Origin of the sequence: Aureimonas sp. AU20 (genome assembly GCF_001442755.1) — a bacterium.
Classification (GTDB): Bacteria; Pseudomonadota; Alphaproteobacteria; order Rhizobiales; family Rhizobiaceae; genus Aureimonas.
On the sequence record NZ_CP006367.1, the window covers coordinates 2426245 to 2447273 of the forward strand.

General features: G+C 62.8%; 23 protein-coding genes. 17 read left to right on the forward strand and 6 right to left on the reverse strand.

The features are described from left to right. Positions 1–97 precede the first annotated feature (97 nt). Positions 98–529 (forward strand): DUF1489 family protein, encoded by a 432-nt coding sequence (locus tag M673_RS10775; protein ID WP_061976068.1) that lies wholly within the window; start codon positions 98–100, stop codon positions 527–529. A 3-nt stretch (positions 530–532) separates the two neighbouring features. Here M673_RS10775 and M673_RS10780 read toward each other — a convergent pair whose 3' ends face one another. Both M673_RS10780 and M673_RS10785 read right to left on the reverse strand, forming a co-directional pair. Then, positions 533–817 carry a hypothetical protein gene (locus tag M673_RS10780; RefSeq protein ID WP_082639686.1) on the reverse strand — a complete coding sequence of 95 codons (285 nt, stop codon included), beginning with the start codon at positions 815–817 and terminating at the stop codon, positions 533–535. An 86-nt stretch (positions 818–903) separates the two neighbouring features. After that, positions 904–2361 carry a D-alanyl-D-alanine carboxypeptidase gene (locus M673_RS10785; protein WP_061976070.1) on the reverse strand — a complete coding sequence of 486 codons (1458 nt, stop codon included), beginning with the start codon at positions 2359–2361 and terminating at the stop codon, positions 904–906. Positions 2362–2672: 311 nt separating this feature from the next. Here M673_RS10785 and M673_RS10790 point away from each other — a divergent pair, with 311 nt between their 5' ends. From M673_RS10790 to M673_RS10825, 8 genes are all read left to right on the forward strand, one after another. Continuing rightward, complete coding sequence (locus M673_RS10790) at positions 2673–3032, forward strand: phasin family protein (protein ID WP_061976071.1); 360 nt, start codon at positions 2673–2675, stop codon at positions 3030–3032. Positions 3033–3362: 330 nt separating this feature from the next. Then, complete coding sequence (locus M673_RS10795; RefSeq protein WP_061976072.1) at positions 3363–4388, forward strand: glycosyltransferase family 2 protein; 1026 nt, start codon at positions 3363–3365, stop codon at positions 4386–4388. Next, the gene (locus tag M673_RS10800; RefSeq protein WP_082639343.1) at positions 4388–4834 is read left to right on the forward strand and encodes a GtrA family protein; all 447 of its coding nucleotides are present in this window, start codon (positions 4388–4390) and stop codon (positions 4832–4834) included. Before M673_RS10795 ends, M673_RS10800 begins: the two co-directional genes overlap by 1 nt. Further along, positions 4827–6464, forward strand: a complete 1638-nt coding sequence (locus M673_RS10805) for a hypothetical protein (RefSeq protein ID WP_148640028.1) — start codon at positions 4827–4829, stop codon at positions 6462–6464. The genes M673_RS10800 and M673_RS10805 overlap by 8 nt, the downstream gene beginning before the upstream one ends. 258 nt (positions 6465–6722) lie before the next feature. Then, positions 6723–7085, forward strand: coding sequence for an ATP-dependent Clp protease adapter ClpS (gene clpS, locus M673_RS10810; RefSeq protein WP_061977791.1), 363 nt, complete (start codon positions 6723–6725; stop codon positions 7083–7085). Between the two features lie 8 nt (positions 7086–7093). Further along, positions 7094–9616, forward strand: coding sequence for an ATP-dependent Clp protease ATP-binding subunit ClpA (gene clpA, locus M673_RS10815; RefSeq protein ID WP_061976075.1), 2523 nt, complete (start codon positions 7094–7096; stop codon positions 9614–9616). Between the two features lie 77 nt (positions 9617–9693). After that, entirely contained in the window at positions 9694–10428 is a 735-nt protein-coding gene (locus tag M673_RS10820; protein ID WP_061976076.1) for an AzlC family ABC transporter permease, read from the forward strand. Beyond that, positions 10425–10796 carry an AzlD domain-containing protein gene (locus M673_RS10825; protein WP_061976077.1) on the forward strand — a complete coding sequence of 124 codons (372 nt, stop codon included), beginning with the start codon at positions 10425–10427 and terminating at the stop codon, positions 10794–10796. The genes M673_RS10820 and M673_RS10825 overlap by 4 nt, the downstream gene beginning before the upstream one ends. 3 nt (positions 10797–10799) lie before the next feature. Here the strand turns inward: M673_RS10825 and M673_RS10830 are convergent, their stop codons facing one another. From M673_RS10830 to M673_RS10845, 4 genes are read right to left on the reverse strand one after another with little or no spacing between them, the layout of a single operon-like run. After that, positions 10800–11228, reverse strand: a complete 429-nt coding sequence (locus M673_RS10830) for an HIT family protein (RefSeq protein ID WP_187301331.1) — start codon at positions 11226–11228, stop codon at positions 10800–10802. A gap of 54 nt (positions 11229–11282) precedes the next feature. Then, on the reverse strand, positions 11283–12500 hold the full coding sequence (locus tag M673_RS10835; RefSeq protein WP_061976079.1) for a GNAT family N-acetyltransferase: 1218 nt from the start codon (positions 12498–12500) through the stop codon (positions 11283–11285). Between the two features lie 23 nt (positions 12501–12523). Continuing rightward, positions 12524–13240, reverse strand: a complete 717-nt coding sequence (locus M673_RS10840) for a glycerophosphodiester phosphodiesterase family protein (protein ID WP_061976080.1) — start codon at positions 13238–13240, stop codon at positions 12524–12526. Between the two features lie 14 nt (positions 13241–13254). After that, positions 13255–13719, reverse strand: coding sequence for a RidA family protein (locus M673_RS10845; RefSeq protein ID WP_061976081.1), 465 nt, complete (start codon positions 13717–13719; stop codon positions 13255–13257). A 97-nt stretch (positions 13720–13816) separates the two neighbouring features. On the opposite strand from M673_RS10845, the gene M673_RS10850 reads away from it, so the two are divergent. The 8 genes from M673_RS10850 to rseP all read left to right on the forward strand — a co-directional run bounded on the left by M673_RS10850 (position 13817) and on the right by rseP (position 20902). Then, the gene (locus M673_RS10850; RefSeq protein ID WP_061976082.1) at positions 13817–14623 is read left to right on the forward strand and encodes an EipB family protein; all 807 of its coding nucleotides are present in this window, start codon (positions 13817–13819) and stop codon (positions 14621–14623) included. A gap of 198 nt (positions 14624–14821) precedes the next feature. After that, positions 14822–15613 (forward strand): 30S ribosomal protein S2, encoded by a 792-nt coding sequence (rpsB, locus tag M673_RS10855; protein WP_061976083.1) that lies wholly within the window; start codon positions 14822–14824, stop codon positions 15611–15613. Between the two features lie 106 nt (positions 15614–15719). After that, the gene (gene tsf, locus M673_RS10860) at positions 15720–16646 is read left to right on the forward strand and encodes a translation elongation factor Ts (RefSeq protein WP_061976084.1); all 927 of its coding nucleotides are present in this window, start codon (positions 15720–15722) and stop codon (positions 16644–16646) included. A 103-nt stretch (positions 16647–16749) separates the two neighbouring features. Continuing rightward, entirely contained in the window at positions 16750–17463 is a 714-nt protein-coding gene (gene pyrH / locus M673_RS10865) for a UMP kinase (RefSeq protein ID WP_061976085.1), read from the forward strand. Between the two features lie 33 nt (positions 17464–17496). Next, positions 17497–18054, forward strand: a complete 558-nt coding sequence (gene frr, locus M673_RS10870; RefSeq protein ID WP_061976086.1) for a ribosome recycling factor — start codon at positions 17497–17499, stop codon at positions 18052–18054. Between the two features lie 83 nt (positions 18055–18137). Next, on the forward strand, positions 18138–18824 hold the full coding sequence (locus M673_RS10875; RefSeq protein ID WP_061977792.1) for an isoprenyl transferase: 687 nt from the start codon (positions 18138–18140) through the stop codon (positions 18822–18824). A gap of 3 nt (positions 18825–18827) precedes the next feature. Beyond that, positions 18828–19679 carry a phosphatidate cytidylyltransferase gene (locus tag M673_RS10880; protein WP_061976087.1) on the forward strand — a complete coding sequence of 284 codons (852 nt, stop codon included), beginning with the start codon at positions 18828–18830 and terminating at the stop codon, positions 19677–19679. A gap of 83 nt (positions 19680–19762) precedes the next feature. Beyond that, positions 19763–20902 carry an RIP metalloprotease RseP gene (gene rseP, locus M673_RS10885; RefSeq protein WP_082639351.1) on the forward strand — a complete coding sequence of 380 codons (1140 nt, stop codon included), beginning with the start codon at positions 19763–19765 and terminating at the stop codon, positions 20900–20902. Positions 20903–21029 lie beyond the last annotated feature (127 nt).

The window sequence follows — 21029 nt, forward strand, 5'->3', positions numbered from 1 at the left end:
GGGCTGGGAGCGACGCGAAGAATCGCTCGCCTTGCAATTTGGAACGAGCGCGTCAGCCGGCCTTGACCTCGCCGCGATAGGGGCGGATGGAGCGCTCATGTCGCTCCATATGATCAAGCTTTGCGTCGGTGTCGAATCGATCGAGGATCTGCAGACCCATGTCGAGCATCGCCTGCAGCTCGCTAATCTGTCCGGCCAAGTGGCCGAGCAGACCCATGTCACGCGGGTCATGCCCAAGCGCGCCGCCGAGATCTTGGCAGGCGGGTCGCTTTACTGGGTGATCAAAGCGCAGGTGCAGGTGCGCCAACCCATCCTGCGCTTCGACGCCTTCACGGCCGAGGATGGGATCGAGCGATGCCGCATCGTGCTGGCGCCGGAGTTCATCCCGACGCGGTGGCAACCTCGGCGCGCCTTCCAGGGATGGCGCTATCTCACGCAGGACGACGCGCCGCCTGACCGAACATCAGGGGATGGCGAGCCCCTACCGGCAGACCTGCAACGCGAACTCGCCGGGCTCGGACTTCTCTAACTCTCAGAGACGATCCACACGTCCGCAGGAGATGCGAACCGCAGGCGTGCCCGTCGGCGTGTTCACCTTGAGATAAATCATCCCTTCCGGCTGCGCGGCGCGCCAAGCGCGCGCACCGTGGCAGAGCAGCAGCCCGACCAGGTCCTTGGCGCGCACGCGCGTCTTGCCATCGCGATAGTCGCCGAGGCGCGATGCCGCTTGCTGTAGGGGGTGAAGACCGATCGCGGAAACGTTCGAAGCCTTTTCCCCGGCAGACGAAAAACCAAGGATTTCCTGTTCAACGGACATGGGAACCTCGAACTGACACATACACTGATGATTTGGAAAACTCGGACGGACGTCTTTCCAAGCCCGTCAAGGCAGGGCGCAGGCGATCAGTTGGCGGCGATCGCGTAGCATGCATAGGAGCGGGCCTTCAGGACCTCGCAGGCAGCATTCGCAGCCGTCTTGGTGTCGAAGCCGCCAAACCGGGCGCGATAAAGCGTCTGCGATCCGTTGCCGACCGACTGAGTGAAGGGCTTGGCCCGGGACAGGGCCGATCCGCCACGCTGCTTGGCCTCGGACAGGATCTCCAGCGCCGTCGCCTCGACCGGCGTTGCCGCGATCTGGACGACCCAGCCGCTGCTGGGAGCGAGGGAAGCGGTGGCGACGGCGGTCACCGGTCCGGCGTTGGGGATGGACGCGCGCGGACGAGGCGCGCCGGCCAAGGCGTTCGAGGTCGGGATTTCCATCGCGTCGACCTCCTTACGACCGAGGGCGGCGCGCAGGGCCTCGCGACCGATCACCTGACGCTCGGGCGCCGTAATGGCATTCATCGCGCCGGCCGCATTCGAGCCATAGGCCTGAGCGACGCGCTCGTTGATCGACGAGGCGCGGCGCGTGGGAAGCGGCACGCTGGCGGGGATTTCGGCGACATGGGCGGCAACGGACGGGCCGCGCGCGGTCGGGGAATAGGCCGCGATCACGGGATCGCCCGAACGCGTGCTGACGTCCGGCAGATACTTGTTCACGAGTTCGGCCATGTGATCGTCGCGCGAGCGCGCCGTGCGCCCGCCCATGACCACCGCCACCAGCTTCTTGTTTCCGCGCAGGACGGAGGTCACGAGATTGAAGCCGGAGGCATTGATGTAGCCGGTCTTGATGCCGTCGACGCCCTGGATACGACCCAGAAGCCGGTTATGATTACCGATGACCTGACCGCGGAAGTTGAACGAACGTCGGCTGAAATAGCCGTAATACTGCGGAAAGTGCTCTCGCAACGCGACGCCGAGCGTCGCCATGTCGCGGGCCGTGGTCATCTGACCCGGGTTCGGAAGTCCGTTGGCGTTCTGGAATGTGGTGCGCGACATGCCGAGCTTGCGTGCCTTGGCCGTCATCATCTCGGCGAACTGGCTTTCAGTCCCGCCAAGATACTCGCCGATTACCACCGCCGCGTCGTTGGCCGATCGGGTCACGAGAGCAAGGATACCTTCCTCCACCGAGATCGTGGTTCCCGGCTTCAGCCCGAGCTTAGAAGGCGGGCGGGCCGAGGCATAGGCCGAGACCTTCATCGGCGTCGACAGCGTGGCCCGACCACTCTCCAGCGCATCGAAGAGAAGGTAGAGCGTCATCATCTTTGTAAGCGATGCGGGGTAGCGGCGCTCGTCGCTGCTCTTGGAGTAGAGGACCTTGCCATTGTTCGCGTCGAGAACGATGGCGGAGTAACGCTCGTCGCTGCTCTGGGCGTGAGCGCCAGGAACTGTGGCGAGAAGGCTGGCACCAACGAGGAGTGTCCCCATCGCCATGGATGCGCGCTTGGTCAGACCATCGATCCGGGAAGGGGCCTTGAGCATGAGGCAGCACTCTCGTCTCTGCGATTTCGAGATGCTGCGATTCGGCGGCTAAGCCGAACCTTACCAACTGCGTGGCGTCGCGATCTCATCTTGTGGGAAAGATACGCCCGAGGGCCTTACCAATCCGTTTATGGTTGCCGGAACCTTGTGATCGGAAGGTGGCATTCATCTCAAATTTTTGACGACCTGAGCGTGATCGAAAAATTCTTTTGAGAACCCAAGATTGCATCTTGCGATTTTTGTGCGGTGCAATATAAACGAGCGCGCTGCACCCAGGCGTGCGGCCTCTGGGTTGGAACGGGAGCAGTGCAATGAACATGTATGCGGACGCTGGTCAGGCCGGCAAGGAAGCCATGGACAACTTCATCAAGTCGGTTTCGACGGTGACGAAGGGTTTCCAGCAGATCGCCGCCGAGACCGGTGAATTCACCAAGCGGAACTACGAGACCTCCACCAAGCTGCTTGAAGAGCTGGCGCAAACCCGTACGCCGGACAAGGCGATCGAACTGCAGAGCGCCTATGCCAAGAGCTTCTACGAGGCTTGGATGTCGCAGGCGACGAAGATCGGCGAACTCTACACGAACATCGCCCGCGAGTCCTTCAAGCCGCTGGAAACCAACATGAACAAGGCCGCGTCCTACGCGCAGGATTCGGTGCAGCAGGCCGCCTGATCGGCTCGCGCTAGCGCACCATTTGCAAGATCAGTTCTGCATTTCGAGAAAGCCTGGCCTCCGCTGGGCTTTCCGTCGTTGAGTATCTCACCATGCTCTTACGGTCATTCCGAGACTGTCGAGCAAGTGTTCGACGGAGGGGCGGATTGATCTACTACCCCGCGTTGCAATAGCGACAGAACTATCCATTTCCACCTTCTAATACAAATAAGCTCTGTATTTTATATTTATCGGACGCTATTCCTTTTCGCGTCGAAAAGCCTCGCGTGGCCCTTCCCTTAGAGCTCCGCTCCAGCGCGTCGACCAAGTAGATAGGGGCGTCGTCATCTCATGGCCGGGATCAAACTGTCCGTCGTAGCTCCATGCTACAATGAGGAAGCGGTGCTAACCGATTTTCATCGGCGCATGTCGGCGGCCTGCCTCGACGCGGTTGGCGACGCGCATGAGATCGTTCTGGTGGACGACGGATCGTCGGACCGCACCTGGGCCATGATCGCGGAACTGGCGGAGCGAGACGCGCATGTCGTCGGCGTGCGGCTGTTTCGAAATCACGGGCATCAGTTGGCCGTCACCGCCGGCTTGTCGGTCGCCAAGGGTGCCCGCGTTCTCTTGATCGACGCCGACCTTCAGGACCCGCCCGAGCTTCTGCCCGATATGATGAGCATCATGGATGGCGGTGCGGACGTGGTCTACGGCCAGCGCGCGTCCCGCTCGGGCGAAACCGCTTTCAAGCTCATGACGGCCTCAATTTTCTATCGCCTCCTCGACAAGGTCTCGGCCGTGCCGATCCCACGTGATACCGGCGATTTCCGTCTGATGAACCGGACCGTGGTCGACATTCTCTGCGGCATGCCCGAGCAGCACCGTTTCATTCGAGGGATGGTGAGTTGGATCGGGGGGAAGCAGGTGGCTTTGCCCTATGCGCGTGAGGCTCGGTTCGCCGGAACGACCAAATATCCGTTGCGAAAGATGATCGCCTTCGCCACCGACGCGATGACGAGCTTCTCCACCGTGCCGCTTCGGCTGGCGGTCTGGCTCGGAATGCTGTCGGCCGTGTTCGCCTTCCTCATTCTTGCCTACGCCGTCGCTCAATGGGTGCTCGGCAATGTCGTCCCCGGTTGGGCGAGTTCGCTCGTCGCGATATCCTTCTTCTCCGGCGTTCAGATGATCGTGATGGGTGTGTTCGGTGAATATCTCGGACGGGTGGTCCAGGAAGTGAAGCGGCGTCCGCTCTTCACGATTGCGGAGATTCGGCAGACCGCATTGGTGCAGCCATTCGCGGTGCGAGAGGCCGATAGCCTCGCTGCCGGAGGGGCTGGGTCGTTGGTCGATCGAGGCGTGGAAGCGTCCGCCTGATGTCATCGCAGGGCGCGCGTAAAGAGATCAACGAGGACGCCGCTTCGCCGTCAGGCGGGTCTCTTCGGCAAATGGTTCTGTTTGCGCTGGTCGGCATCGTGAACACGGCTGTCGATTTAGCGGCCTTTGCAGTCCTTCTTTGGATCGGTCTGGCACCGCTGGCGGCCAACGCGATCAGCTTCAGCCTCGGCGCGCTCAATAGCCTGATCCTGAACAAGAACCTGACCTTCCGCGAGGCCGGCGCCCACTATTCGCCGCGTCTGGTGTTCAGTTTTGCGGCGGTAACGCTTCTGTCGCTCGGCGTGTCGCAAGCCAGCCTTTCGGCCTTGATGACGATGGGAGCACCGGCGCTCGCGGCCAAACTCGCCTCGGTTCTCGTCACCTTTGTCGTCGGTTTCGGTCTCAATAAATTCGTGACGTTCAGGAAGTCATCCCAGCATGGTTGATCTAGCATCGCGCGCGCCCTTGCCACCCATCACGAAGGCGAAGTCCGCACGAAGCGACAATGCGCTCATGCTTCTCTTCCTTCTAGTCGCTGCCGTCCTCTCTCTGCTACCGATCCTGCGTGTCGAAATCCCGCCGCTGCTCGACTATCCCAACCATTATGCGCGGCTCTGGCTCATCTCCGGCGGCGCTCAAGATCCTGTCATGGCCGCCATGTACCGGGTTGATTGGGGCGCGGCGTGGACCAACGTCTTGACCGACATGATCGCCGCCGCGGTCGGCCCCGTTCTGCCGCTCCAGATCTTGAGCCGGCTGCTTCTCGCGCTGGGGCTGCTGATGCCTGCCATCGGCCTGACCGCGCTCAACCGGGCGCTGTTCGGCGGATTGCATTGGTGGAACATCGTCTGTGTGATCTTGGTCTGGAATGTCATCTTCCTGGCCGGTTTCCTGAATTTCAGCATCGGGCTCGGCCTTGCGCTCCTTCTGGTGGCGGGAGACCTCCATCTGGCATCCCGGTCCTTGGTTCTTCGACTGGCCTATCGCGCGGCGTCGTCCGCTCTGCTTCTGATCGCCCATCCCTTCGCGCTTTTGTTCTTCGTCGTGCTTCAGGCCGCGTTGGCCTTCGGACCGCATCTCTCGCTGCTTGCCGATCGATCGCTCTGGAAGCCGATGCTCGGCCGAGTGCTAGCAGCCTGCACGCCGTGCTTCATTCCGCTCTTGGTGCTGCTCGCGTTCGGACCCGCGCTTCCGGGGTCGAACAGCGCGGCCGGGCAGGGCGGCACGGTCTGGAGCGAAATATCGCTGACCAACGCGATCTCGGTTCTGCTAACCTACTTCAAGACCTACGATCTTCAGGTCGATGCCGTTTATGTCGTCCTCTTCGCGGGCCTCATTGGGTTGGCCTGTCTGCGCCGCCGCCTGTCGGCCCATGCCGGCCTGCTATTGGTTGCGGGTCTTCTGGCCGTGGTCTCCCCTTTCATCCCGGTGTCCTACCGGGCGACGGGTGCGATCGATCTGCGTCTGCCCTCCATGATGGTCCTAGCGATGGCCGCAGGCGTTCGCCCGCGCCTGTTCGAAGCCGGGCGTGATCGACTGGTGCTCGCTTCGCTTGCCCTAGTCCTCGTCGCGTCGCGCATGATCGTCGTGGACCGGGTGTGGAGCGAAGCGGAAAAGAATATCGCCGCTGTCGAGGCGGCGGTCGCGGACCTGCCTCCGGGCGCGAAGCTTCTGCCGCTACAGGACACAGGCGACAAGGCGCTCAATTCCCAGGCGCCGAGTGGCCGTTTCCTGGGGCGCAACATGCCGCTGCATTGGCATTACGGTTCGCTCGCCGTCGTTCGCGAAAAGGCCTTCATCCCGACCCTGTTCACCGCCGCCGGCAAGCAGCCTATCACCGTCCTGCCGCCCTATACCGAAATCTCCGTGCCGGAAGGCGTTCCTCCCACGGTCGATCTTCTGACCAAGCCAGTCCAGGCGGCCTTTCCCTATCTTGCGGATTGGACGCACCGCTTCGACTACATCCTGGTGCTCAACGCCGATCAGCCGAACGCCGCCGGCCCCATGCCGAACCTGCCCAATCTTGTTTCGGTCGCGGACAAGGGTTTTGCGCGGCTTTACCGCATCGCGCGGTAGCCGAGACGTCTCCCCCTCGACATCGTGAAGCTCTGCATGGGCTCAGAATTGAGCTTTCCCTCTACCGACGTCCGTTCCCCAAAGGCTCTGTCGCGTCTTGAGAAGACGCTTGCGCCGTGGCGGCGAATCCTGTCGAGTCCTCGGCTGGATCGCGGGATGGAATGAAATTCGGCTGCGGCGGGATGGCGTCTTAAAATGGACGATCGCGCACATACATATCAGCCGAAGGCGAAGGTGACGGCATTGAACGATATGGTCATGGGCATTGGGGCTCCAACATCGAAAGTTCGCGCGCAGGCGGGCGACGACGAGGGTGTCGGCAACGACCGTGGGACATCCGTCATCACGCGTACGAAGCCGAAAACCAAGCGACCGAATCTTTACAGAGTTCTTCTTCTGAATGACGATTACACTCCGATGGAGTTCGTCATCCACGTTCTCGAGCGGTTCTTCCAAAAGGACCGGGAGGCGGCCACGCGCATCATGCTCCATGTTCACAAGCACGGGGTGGGCGAGTGCGGGGTCTACACCTACGAGGTCGCGGAAACGAAGGTGACGCAGGTCATGGATTTCGCCCGTCAGCACCAGCATCCGCTTCAATGCGTGATGGAAAAGAATTGAGGTGAAGCTTGCCGACATTTTCTCAAAGCCTCGAAAAGTCGCTGCACCAGGCGCTGACCTACGCCAACGAACGCCATCAGGAATTCGCAACTCTCGAACATCTCCTCCTGGCTCTGCTGGACGATAAGGACGCGGCCAACGTCATGCGCGGCTGCAGCGTCGATCTCGACGCGCTGCGCGGATCGCTCGTCGAATATATCGACACGGAATTGGCCAATCTCGTCAGCGGCAGCGACGACGACTCCAAGCCGACCGCCGGTTTCCATCGCGTGATCCAGCGCGCGGTGATCCATGTCCAATCATCCGGGCGCGACGAAGTGACGGGGGCCAACGTGCTCGTCGCCATCTTCGCCGAACGGGAAAGCCATGCCGCCTTCTTCCTGCAGGAGCAGGAGATGACGCGTTACGATGCCGTGAATTTCATTTCTCATGGAATTTCCAAGCGGCCTGGGGCCTCGGAAGGCCGCACGGTTCGCGGAACGGAGGACGAGCAGTCGGTCATGGGGAACGAGGACGAAGGGCGTCGCAAGACGGCGCAGGATGCCCTGACCGCCTATTGCGTCAATTTGAACGAGAAGGCCAAGACGGGTCGCATCGACCCGTTGATCGGCCGCGCCAGCGAGATCAGCCGGACCATTCAGGTCCTCTGCCGCCGGTCCAAGAACAACCCGCTCTATGTCGGCGATCCCGGCGTCGGCAAGACGGCGATCGCCGAAGGCTTGGCCAAGCGCATCGTCGAAGGCGACGTGCCGGAGGTTCTGGCGGACGCCACGATCTTCTCCCTCGACATGGGCACGCTGCTCGCTGGTACGCGCTATCGCGGCGACTTCGAGGAGCGGCTGAAGCAGGTCGTCAAGGAACTCGAGGAGTATCCCGGCGCGGTTCTCTTCATCGACGAGATCCACACTGTGATCGGTGCCGGCGCCACGTCCGGCGGCGCGATGGACGCTTCCAACCTCCTGAAACCCGCTCTCTCGTCCGGCGCGATCCGCTGCATCGGCTCGACGACCTATAAGGAATACCGCCAGTTCTTCGAGAAGGACCGTGCGCTTGTGCGCCGCTTCCAGAAGATCGACGTGGCGGAACCGACGGTCGAAGACGCGATCTCGATCCTCAAGGGCCTCAAGCCGTATTTCGAAGAGTTCCACCATGTGAAATTCTCGAACGACGCGATCCGCTCTGCGGTCGAGCTTTCGGCGCGCTACATCAACGATCGCAAACTCCCCGACAAGGCGATCGACGTGATCGACGAGACGGGCGCGTCGCAGATGCTCCTACCCGAGCCGAAGCGGAAGAAGAGCATCGGCGTCAAGGAGATCGAGGCAACCGTCGCGACCATGGCGCGCATCCCGCCGAAGTCCGTGTCGAAGGATGACGAGGAGGTTCTGTCCAACCTCAACGAGCAGCTGAAGCGCGTCGTCTACGGTCAGGACGCGGCGATCGAGAACCTGACGACCGCAATCAAGCTGGCCCGCGCCGGGCTTCGCGAACCGGAGAAGCCGATCGGCTCCTACCTGTTCTCGGGTCCGACGGGCGTCGGCAAGACGGAAGTCGCCAAGCAGCTGGCGTCGGCGCTCGGTATCGAGCTTCTGCGCTTCGACATGTCGGAATATATGGAACGCCACACGGTCTCGCGGCTGATCGGCGCCCCTCCGGGCTATGTCGGCTTCGACCAGGGCGGCCTGCTGACCGACGGTGTGGACCAGCATCCGCATTGCGTGCTTCTGCTCGACGAAATTGAGAAGGCCCATCCCGACCTGTTCAACATTCTGTTGCAGGTCATGGATCACGGCAAGCTCACCGATCACAACGGCAAGAAGATCGACTTCCGCAATGTGATCCTCATCATGACGACCAATGCCGGCGCTTCGGAAGCACAGAAGGCGGCGATCGGCTTCGGCTCCAGCCGGCGCACGGGCGACGAAGCGGAGGCCATCAACCGCCTGTTCACGCCGGAGTTCCGCAACCGTCTGGATGCGATCATTCCGTTCGGTGCCCTGCCGACCCCGGTGATTCACGAGGTCGTGCAGAAGTTCGTCATGCAGTTGGAAGCCCAGCTCTCCGAGCGCGGCGTGACCTTCGAACTCACGCAGGAAGCCATCGCCTGGCTGGCGGAAAAGGGCTACGACGAGCATATGGGGGCCCGGCCGCTCGGCCGGGTCATCCAGGAACACGTCAAGAAGCCACTGGCGGACGAAGTCCTGTTCGGGAAGCTCAAGCGTGGCGGTACGGTCAAAGTCACGGTCGTAACCGACGAGACCGGCGCCAAGAAGCTGCACCTCGAAGCGATCGCCGACGAGAGCTTCACCAAGCCGCGCAAGCCCGGCGAGGCGCGCATGCGCCGCGCCAAGGTGGGGCCCAACGGCGAGGACGTGATCGAAGAGGATGACGAGGACGAATTCCTCGAAGAGGACGAGGACGCGGAACTCTCGACCGCGGAGGCCGAGGCCGAGCAGGCGCCAGAGGAGCCTGCTCCTCGCGGCGGAAAGCGGGCGGGAACGGTCCCGAAAGTTCCCCGCAAGCTGAATTGATCGGTTAAGGAAAGGCCGCCTTAAAGGGCGGCCTTTTTGTTTGGGCTGCCCGTCGAGTCGAAACTTCGGGGTATGCCATGGATGGCTCGGACGTCCTGACGGTCGAGGAAACGCGCTTCTGGGTCCGCAAGGGCATGGGGCAGATCCTGTCCGCGCCAGCGTTGATTCTCGTCACCGCGCATCTGGGCTTCGCGGGTCTGGCGCGCGACGCCGGCATCAGCTGGTTCGAGGCCTCCTTCATGGTCTTCACCATCTGGGCCCTACCGGCCAATCTCATTCTGCTCGGCGCCATCACCGCTGGCCTGTCGCTCGCGGCCGCGGCCGTCGCCATCGGGCTGTCTTCGCTGCGTCTGATGCCGATGGTGATCGCGCTGGTGCCGGAGATGCGGGCCGAGGGCACGCGCAAGCGCACGCTCCTCGTCCTGTCGCATTTCGTCGCCGTCACCGCCTGGGTCGTGGCGCGCGAGCGCTTCCCCACGGTGCCACGGCGCTATCGCACGGCCTATTTCGCGGGTTTTGGCGTGACGCTGACCGTCGTCAACACGCTGGTCGTCGCCTTCGCCTTCAATCTCATGGGCCAGTTGCCGGCGCTAGTCACAGGCGCGCTGGCCTTTCTCACGCCGGTCTATTTCCTCACCTCGCTTTATGGCTCGGCGGGCGACCTCACCGGACGGCTGGCGCTGTTTCTCGGCATGGCGGCGATCGTGCCGGCCAATTGGCTGGCGCCCGATTTCGACATCCTTATCGCTGGAATAACTGCCGGCCTCGCGTCGCTGCTTGTCGGACGATTGGCGGAGGGGCGGCGGGCATGAGCTGGCTCGATACCAGCTACAGGGCGCTTGTCGCGCCCTGGTGGCCGTTCCTGTTCATCCTTCTGGCAGGCTGGCTACCGACGGATGTCTGGCGCTGGCTCGGTGTCCTGTCGTCGGGTCGGATCGACGAGAAGTCGACCCTGATCGTTGCTGCCCGCGCCATCGCGACGGGTCTGGTCGCCGCCGTGATCGGGCGCCTGCTCCTGTTTCCCGGCGGATCGCTGGCCACGATCCCGGATTGGATTCGGATCGCGGCGCTGGCCGGCGGCTTCTGCGCCTATCTTTGGCTCGGCCGCCAAACGCTGGTCGCGATCCTCGTGGCCGAGATCATTCTCCTCGGCGTTCCCTGGGCGATGGGACTTCTATAGCGCCTAAACGAGGTGTTGCCGGATCTGTTCGGCTTGTTCGGCCAGAACGGCCGGGTCCGCCATGCCCGAACTGCCATGCGGGCGCAGCGCCACGCCTTCGAAACGCGGGATAACGTGGACATGAAGGTGGAAGACGCTCTGTCCGCCCGCCGCCTCGTTGAACTGCATCACCGACACCCCGTCGGCTTCGAACGCCTGCTTCGCCGCACGTGCGAGCCGCGCCGTCGCGACTATGACCTCCTGCAGAACCACGTCGTCGGCATCGAGCAGATTTCGAGAGGGGGTCTTGGGGATCACGAGGCAATGGCCCTTGGACTGGGGCATGACGTCCATGATCGCGACGAGCTGGTCAGTCTCGAAGATCTTGGTGCTGGGAACCTCCCCACGCAGGATTTTCGCGAAGATGTTCGTGTCGTCGTACTGAGTCATCAGAGGCCCGAATCCTGAATGCCGATGGGCCGATCATAGGCGACGGGCAGGGCAGGTCTAGGAGGGATCAAGCTCCATTCCATCAGACTTACGAAAGGGCGTGTGGTCGGAGAGGATATCGTGCATCCGCTCGACATCGCGGCGCTCGCGTTCGAGATAATCCTCGACGGCATGGCGAAGGCCGGGATGCTGAATGTAGTGGGCGGAATGGGTCGTAACCGGCTCATAGCCACGCGCGAGCTTGTGTTCGCCCTGCGCACCGGCCTCCACCACCTCCAGCCCGTTCTCGATCGCATAGTCGATCGCTTGGTGGTAGCAGACCTCGAAATGCAGGAAGGGGTGGTCTTCGACGCATCCCCAGTAACGGCCGTAGACGCGCCCGGACCCTACGAGGTTGAGCGCCCCGGCGATGTAGCGGCCCTCTCGCTTCGCCATGACGAGCAGAACCTTGTCACCGAGGCGTTCGCCCAGTAGCGAAAAGAAGGCGCGGTTGAGATAAGGGCGCCCCCATTTGCGACTGCCCGTGTCCATGTAGAAGCCGAAAAACGCGTCCCAGGCAGCTTCCGTCAGTGTTGCGCCGGTCAGCCGCTCGATCGTGATGCCGTTCGCCAAGGCATCGCGCCGCTCCTTGCGCAGCCCTTTGCGCTTGCGGGACGCCAGCGTTTCGAGAAAGGCCTCGTAGTCGGCATAGCCCCGATTGATGAAGTGGAACTGCTGATCGGTGCGATGCAGGAACTCGCCGTCCGATAATGCGGCGAGGTCGGGCTGCGTCAGGAACGTCGCGTGCGCCGACGAGACGCCCGTGGCCTTGACATAGCCTTTCACGGCTTGGCCCAGCGCATGGCGCAGAACCTCGGCGTCCGATCCGGCGCCGACCAGAAGGCGAGGGCCGGTGACCGGCGTGAACGGCACCGACAGTTGGAGCTTGGGATAATAGCGACCGCCCGCGCGCTCGAACGCATCCGCCCAGCCTTGGTCGAACACGTATTCGCCCTGGCTATGGCTTTTGAGATAGCCGGGGGCGACGGCGACAGTCCGTCCGGTTTCATCCGACAGGATCAGATGCTGCGGCAGCCAGCCGGCCTTGCGCCCGACGCTTTTGGACGCCTCGAGGCATTCGAGGAAGGCGTGGCTGAGGAAGGGGTTCAGCGAATGGGCGGGATCGACCAGCGCCAATCCATCCCACAAGGCTGGTTCGACATCCGAAACGCTCTCCACCACCCGGAGCGTCAGTTCGCCGGGGGTGGTGGATGGTTCCTGATCACAATCGTCCATGTCGACCTCCTCGGTGAGAAAGGTCAGCGCGCTGGCGTGAACCCCTCGAACGTGATCTGATCCGCGTGAAGCTCACTCTTTTGCGCCTCGGCCGGAGTGCGGATCGTCCAACTGATGACGGGCGCGCCGCGCTCACTTCGAACCCATTCCACGAATGCGTTCGGAAGATGATGAACGTTATAGGACGTGAAGTCGCAGCGCCGCTCGAAAAGCGCGCGGTGCTCGGTCAGAACGTCCGGCCTGGTTCCCTCAGCCGTCAGGCCGATCGGGTAGGCGCCGCCGAAAGCATCCGTCTGGTGAAGCAGCCAAGCGTCGAAGGACATGAAGGCCAGCGGACCTTCATAGCCTGATGCGACAGCCGCCACGGCTTCCGCGAAGCCTTGGTCCTCTGCCTCGCTCTCGCCCTTGAGTTCCACCACGAGAGGAACGCGGCCATCCACGAGACGCAGAAGGTCGGCCAAGGTCGGGATCGTATCGCTGGAGGAGCCGAACCGCAGCGTGGAGAGCTCCGCGGTCGAAAACTCTCGCAGCAAGGCGTCGCGCCCTGTCATGCGCCCGAGATGGCTGTCGTGAAACACGACCGGTACCTTGTCTGAGGAGAGGTGAACGTCGCACTCGATGGCAAAGCCACCGTCGATGGCGGCTTGGAAGGCCGACATCGAGTTTTCGAAAACCGTCTGATTGCCGTCATGAAGACCGCGATGGGCGATCGGGCGATCCTTGAGCCAGTCAGTGTTCATGGAGGGGCCTACGATCAGGCGATCTCGAACAAAGCTTCGATCTCGACCGCCGCATCCATCGGCAGCGAGGGAACGCCCACGGCCGAACGGGCATGACGACCGCGATCGCCCAGGATCTGCACGAGGAAGTCGGATGCACCGTTGGCCACCTTATGCTGCTCCGTGAAGCCCACCTCGCTGGCCACGAAGACGGTAAGCTTCAGGAGGCGGCCGATCGTCTCCAGATCGCCCAACGCGGCCTGGGCCTGCGCCAGGATGTTGATGGCGCAATGGCGCGCCGCAAGCTGGCCGTCCTCCAGCGCCACGCCGCCGCCGAGCTTTCCCGACACCGCGATCTTGCCATCGGCCAGCGGCAACTGGCCTGAGGTCTGGAGCAGGTTGCCAAAGCGGACCCAAGGCACATAATTGGCCGCCGGGGCGGCCGCCTGGGGCAACTGGATACCGGCGTCGGCCAAGCGGCTGCTGATCGTGCTGCTCATGCGAATCCTCGTGGGTTAACTGGTCGAGCGACCGCTAGCAGGTTTTGCCTCGGCCTTCGAGAGTGGCCCGGGCGATCACAGGGAAAGTTGGATCATCATGCGGCTTCGTCATCTGGCCTTTTGCGCCTTGCTTTCAACGCTGGGCGTCGCTTGCGCCGAAGCCGCGAGCCTCGTGCCGCAGGAAGCCGTCTATGACCTGACGCTCGATCAGCCCGGCTCAGGGGTCAACGGCGCAGAGGGGCGGATCGCGCTGCAACTCAAGAACGACACCTGCGAGGCGATGAGCCTCGACTATCGCTTCGTGGTCCGGTTTCAGGAGGACACAGAGCTGACCGTGACCGATCAGCATACGCTGTCCAAAGAATCGCGGGACGGGCGCCGCTTCGAGTTCGAAACGCGCACGACGATCGACGGCGCGCCGCAGGAAGCGGTGAAGGGCAAGGCCGTGACCGAGGGCGAGAAGACGCGCATCGACTACGAACTGCCCGTCGTCCGCCAAACCGAGATCGAAAAGGCCGCCTTTCCGCTGAACCACACGGCCGAGATCATCGAGCAAGCCAAGGCCGGCCAGCGCATCTTCGAAACCCGTCTCTTCGATGGCGACAACGAGGCCGAGAAGGACCTGACCACCACCGTGATCATCGCGCCGACGAGTGCCAAGCCGACCGAGCGCACGGTGGACTCGATCGAAAAGCGGCTCGAAGGGATTCGCTCCTGGATGATCGTCGAGTCCTATTACAACAGCGACAGCGACCGGGACGGTTTGCCGATCTTCGAAACCCGGTATCGCCTGTATGAGAACGGCGTGTCGGACGAGCTGAAGATGAACTTCGGCGCCTATACGCTAAAGGGTCGCCTGTCGCATCTGGAGCTGCTGCCGGACGAGTGCGGCAAGCGTCCCTAAGCGGGTTTTGAGGCGCCCTCTGGCGAAGGGCGTCGATCCCTCCTATCTTGCTCCAGTTGGCGGGATGGTGTATGCGCCCGCCTATTCCACACACGGATTATGAGGATCCGGGATTTCGAATCCCTTTGGTTCTCGCCGGTGGCAGGTCGCCTGATCTGCTTCTGTCCGTGGAGGTTCAACCGGTCAAAGGACATTCTAATGGCTCTGCCTGACTATTCCATGCGTCAGCTCCTCGAAGCTGGCGTCCACTTCGGACACCAGACCCATCGCTGGAACCCGAAGATGGCGCCCTACATCTTCGGTGCGCGCAACAACATCCACATCATCGACCTCGCGCAGACGGTTCCGCTTCTGCACAAGGCGCTGCAGTCCGTGTCCGACACGGTCTCGCGCGGCGGTCGCGTGCTCTTCGTCGGCACCAAGCGCCAGGCGTCCGAGATCATCGCCGACGCGGCGAACCGCTCGGCCCAGTATTACGTCAACGCCCGCTGGCTCGGCGGCATGCTGACGAACTGGAAGACGATCTCGAACTCGATCCAGCGTCTTCGCAAGCTCGACGAGCTCCTGTCGGGTGAGGCCCAGGGCTTCACCAAGAAGGAGCGTCTCAACCTGCAGCGCGAGCGCGACAAGCTCGACCGCGCTTTGGGCGGCATCAAGGACATGGGCGGCGTGCCGGACATGATCTTTATCATTGACACCAACAAGGAGTCGATCGCGATCGAAGAGGCCAAGCGCCTCGGCATTCCGGTCGTCGCCGTGGTCGATTCGAACTGCGATCCCTCGCGCATCGATTACCCGATCCCGGGCAATGACGACGCCGCGCGCGCCATCACCCTCTATTGCGACCTGATCGCCCGCGCCGCCGTCGACGGCATCGCGCGCCAGCAGGGCTCGATGGGCGTGGACATCGGCGCGATGGAAGAGGCTCCGATCGAGCCCGCGCTCGAAGGCGAAGCGACGGACGAGACCGAAGCGTCCGCCGCGGCCTGATCGCTCGCAACCTAGCATGCCGGCGGCGCCGCAGCGTCGCCGACCCTAACGGCGCACCCTTCCTCAAAGGTTCGGTGCGCCAATTTTTTAAGACAGAGGCCAATTCATGACGATCTCCGCTTCGATGGTGAAGGACCTGCGCGAGAAGACCGGCGCGGGTATGATGGACTGCAAGACCGCGCTGGCCGAGACCAATGGCGACATGGAGGCCGCGATCGACTGGCTTCGCGCCAAGGGTATCGCCAAGGCCGACAAGAAGTCGGGCCGCACGGCTGCCGAGGGTCTGGTCGGCGTCGCCGCCGGCGAGAACAAGGCCGTCGTCGTCGAGGTCAACTCTGAGACCGACTTCGTCGCTCGCAACGAGGCCTTCCAGACGCTCGTTCGTGACATCGCCAACGTCGCGCTCACCACGGATGGCTCGATCGACGCGGTCGCCGCCGTGACCTATCCCGCCAGCGGCAAGCCGGTTTCGGACACGATCAAGGACGCGATCGCCACGATCGGCGAGAATATGAGCCTGCGTCGCTCCGTTCAGCTGACCGTGTCAAACGGCATCGTCGCGACCTATGTCCACAATCAGGTCGCCGAAGGCCTGGGCAAGATGGGCGTTCTCGTCGCGATCGAGTCGGACGGCGACAAGGCCATTCTCGGCGCCTTCGGCCGTCAGGTGGCCATGCACGTTGCGGCCACGAGCCCGCTCTCGCTGACCGAGACCGAGATCGATCCGGCAACGGTCGAGCGCGAAAAGGCCGTGTTCTCCGAACAGGCCCGCCAGTCGGGCAAGCCGGACAACATCATCGAGAAGATGGTCGAAGGCCGCCTGCGCAAGTTCTACGAGGAAGTCGTGCTGACCAAGCAGGCCTTCGTCATCAATCCCGACCTCACGGTCGAGAAGGCGCTCGAGGCCGCCGCGAAGGAAGCGGGCGCACCGGCCAAGATCACCGGTTTCGTCCGCTTCGCTCTCGGCGAAGGCATCGAGCGCGAGCAGAGCGACTTCGCGGCCGAAGTCGCGGCGGCTGCCGGCAAGAAATAAGCCCGAACGACTTATCGTTCGTCGGAGCTATATTCGGGGCGTCCGCTTGAGAAGCGGGCGCCCTTCCTGTATCGCAGGCCGGCACCAAAATCGGGAAACTTGCATGACCGTCCGTTTCAAGCGCGTTCTTCTGAAGGTTTCGGGCGAGGCGCTGATGGGGAGGCAAGGCTTCGGCATCGACGTTGCCGTGGCCGATCGCATCGCCGGCGACATTCGCGAAGCGCGCGACCTCGGCGTCGAGATCTCCGTGGTGATCGGCGGCGGCAATATCTTTCGCGGCGTCGCCGTGGCCTCCAAGGGCGGCGATCGCGTGACCGGCGATCACATGGGCATGCTGGCTACCGTCATCAACGCGCTGGCGCTTCGCACCTCGCTGACCAAGCTCGGCATAGACGCGATCGTTCTTTCGGCGATCGCCATGCCGGAAATCTGCGAAAGCTTCTCCCAGCGCGCGGCGTTGGCCCATGCCGATCGCGGACGCGTCGTCATCTTCGCCGGTGGCACCGGCAACCCGTTCTTCACGACGGATTCGGCCGCCGCGCTGCGCGCCGCCGAGATGGGCGCCCATGCGCTCTTCAAGGGCACGCAGGTCGACGGCATCTATTCCGCCGATCCCAAGCTCGTTCCCGATGCGACGCGCTTCGATCAGCTGACGCATGACGAGGTGCTGAACAAGGGTCTGGCGGTCATGGACGTGACCGCCGTGGCCCTGGCACGCGAGAACCATATTCCCATCGTGGTGTTCTCGATCCACGAGCAGGGCGAGTTCGGTCGAATCCTGTCGGGCGGCGGCCGCTCGACCATCGTTTCCGACTGACTCAACTCAGCACGAACTTTTAGAGGAATTTTCATGGCCGGTCCGGATCTGAACGAACTGAAGCGTCGCATGGATGGCGCGGTGACCTCCTTCCGGGGAGACCTTGCAGGCCTGCGCACAGGCCGGGCCTCAGCCAACCTCCTGGACCCGATCGTGGTCTCCGCCTACGGCTCGCAGATGCCGCTCAATCAGGTCGCCAACGTTACGGTGCCCGAGCCGCGCATGGTTGCCGTGTCCGTGTGGGACAAGGGAATGGTCGGCGCCGTGGAGCGTGCGATCCGCGAGAGCAGTCTCGGCCTCAACCCCATCACCGACGGTTCGACCCTTCGCATCCCCCTGCCGGAGCTGAACGAGCAGCGCCGCAAGGAACTTGCCAAGGTCGCCCACACCTATGCCGAGAGCGCCCGTGTAGCCGCTCGCCACGTGCGCCGGGATGGGATGGAGACCTTGAAAAAGGCAGAAAAAGACGGTGACGTGAGCCAGGACGACAGCCGCGTCATGGCAGATCGAATCCAGAAAATGACCGACGAGACGATCACCGAGATTGATAAGTCGCTTTCCGTCAAGGAAGCCGAAATCATGCAGGTCTAGTCTTTCTCCAATTCAGGGTCACAAGCGGAAAGGCGGAGAACGCGGTGGAACAGGTGCGTCAGCCCGAACACGTCGCCATCATCATGGATGGCAATGGGCGCTGGGCGAAGGCGCGCGGTCTGCCGCGCACCTTGGGGCACCGGCGAGGTGTGGAAGCCGTTCGCGAGGCCGTTCGTACGGCCCGGGAGCTCGGAATCCGCTACCTCACGCTCTTCGCTTTCTCCTCGGAGAACTGGAAGCGGCCGGTGGAGGAGGTGGGCGAACTGCTGCGCCTTCTCAAGTTCTTTATCCGGCGCGATCTGGCCGAACTCCACCGCGAAGGTGTCCGGGTGCGGGTCATTGGCGAACGCGAGAACTTGCCGCGCGACATCCGGGGGCTTTTGGAAGAAGCGGAGACACTGACGATCGGCAACGATCGCAATACGCTGATCATCGCCTTCAACTATGGGGCGAGGGATGAGATGGCCCGCGCGATGCGCCGCATCGCCGTGAAACTGGGGACGGGCGAGTTGACGGCGGAATCCATCTCGCCGGACGTCGTGGACCAGCATCTCGATACGGCAGGCATTCCCGACCCGGACCTGATCATTCGAACGAGCGGCGAGCTGCGCTTGAGCAACTTCCTCCTGTGGCAGGCCGCCTACTCCGAGTTCGCCTTCCTGCCCTGCCTGTGGCCCGATTTCGACCGCGCGGCCTTCACCGCCGCCGTTCAGGACTTCGCGATGAGGGACCGCCGTTTCGGCGGCGTCTCGCGCGAAATTGCTTCCTGACGCATGGGGCTCGGGCTCGGACGTCTCGCGGCGACCCAATCCTGGACCGACCTGAGGTCACGGCTCATTTCGGCCGTGATCCTCGGCATCGCCGTCCTGCTAATCACCGTCATCGGCGGCGTCGCTTTCCGGCTTCTGTGCTGTGCGGCGTCGGTCATCGTCTTCGACGAATGGGCGCGCATGACGCGCGCCAAGCGTGCGGGCGACATCTACATCTTCGCGCGCCGCGCTCTTTACGTCGGCCTTGCCGCCTTCTTTTTCGGCTTTCACGGCTGGGCGCTGACCATCGTCGGCGCGGCCACGGCCTTTATAGCAGTGGTGGACCGAGGCGAGCGCAAGGCGGACTGGGTGATGGGCGGGCTTGTCTATGCCGCCGCCGCCGGCATGGCCCCTGGCATTCTTCGTGACAGCGGCACGGAGGGCTTGGGAGCGCTAGGCCTCGTGATCTGCGTCGTCTGGGCGACGGATATATTCGCCTATTTCTTCGGTCGCACTTTTGGCGGACCGAAGCTTATGCCGATGGTATCACCGAAGAAAACCGTTTCTGGAGCGCTTGGAGGTCTGTTGGCCGGCATCCTGTTCGGGTCGGCCTTCGAATATTGGCTGATCGGGGACGTGACGGCTCTGGTGATCGTCGTTTCCGGGATTCTTTCGGTCGTCGGGCAGGCAGGGGATCTCTTCGAATCCTGGATCAAGCGCCGTTTCGGCGTGAAGGATTCGGGCCGCCTGATCCCCGGTCATGGCGGTCTGATGGACCGGATCGACGCGCTCATCATCGCGACGGGGGTGCTGCTTTTCGTCGGCCTTCTTGGATCGGGCCTCGAGCACCCGGCGCGTGCTATTTTCGATTTTTGACGTAAAAATGATGACGGATTGTCGGCGGACCGGTTGGCTCGATGCTAGAGCCGGCGCGTCCTCCTTACGATAAAGGCGCCCCAATGGATCTCATGAGCTTGCCGGACGCGATCTGGAACACGGCTCTGATCAAGATCGTGCCGTTCCTCTTCGTTCTCACTGTGATCGTCTTCTTCCACGAACTCGGCCATTATCTCGTCGGACGGTGGTCCGGCATCAAGATCATGGCCTTTTCCGTCGGCTTTGGACCGGAACTTCTAGGTTTCACCGATCGTCACGGCACGCGCTGGAAGCTCTGCGCCATACCACTCGGCGGCTATGTGAAGTTCTTCGGGGACGAGAACGCGGCCAGCGTGCCGAGCGAAGCGGCGCTTCAAGCCGCCAGTCCAGAGGATCGCGCGCGGGCTTTTCAAAGCGCCAGCGTTGGCAAGCGCGCCGCGACCGTCGCGGCGGGACCCATCGCGAACTTCATTTTGGCCATCGCGATCTTCGCCGGGACGGCCTATGCGAGCGGCATCATCGTGGGCGATCCCATCGTCTCAGAAGTGCGCCCGAATTCGCCGGCGGCCGAAGCTGGCATTCTTCCGGGCGACCGGATCGTGGCGGCGGACGGGTCGCGCATACGCTACTTCAGCGATCTACAGCGCTATGTTTCGACACGAGCCGACACGCCGATTTCCGTCGAGCTTCAGCGGAACGGCGAAACCCGCTCGGTCAGCGTCACGCCCAAGCTGCAGAACCAGACCGATGGATTCGGGAATAATTTTCAGGTGCCGGTGATTGGCATCGTGGCCAATAGCGAGCAGGCAGGCTTCCATCGCGAGGACCTCAGCCCGATCGCTGCGCTCAAATATGGTGTGTCGCAGACATGGTTCGTGACCGAACGGACAGTCGCCTTCATCGGCGGCATCTTCGGCGGTAGCCAGGGATCGGACCAGATCGGCGGTCCGATCAAGATCGCACAGGTGTCCAGCCAGGTTGCCACGCTCGGCTTTGCGCCGCTTCTGAACCTCGCAGCCTTACTTTCGATCTCGATCGGCCTCCTGAATCTTTTGCCGATTCCGATGCTCGATGGGGGGCATCTGCTGTTCTACGCCTGCGAAGCGGTGCGGGGGCGGCCGCTGAGCGAGCGTGTTCAGGAATTCGGTTTCCGGATTGGCCTCGCTCTCGTGATGCTGCTTATGGTATTCGCATTCTGGAACGATCTCTCGAGCCTGACTTGAGAATCGGACGGGGACTTATTGGGGGTTAGCAACTCGTTCACCAAACCGGTCGCCCGCGTGGCGGGCGAGCAACGCTTTTCCGATTCCTAAAGGGAATCGGTCCAGTTTGGTTGAATGCGTCTGCAAA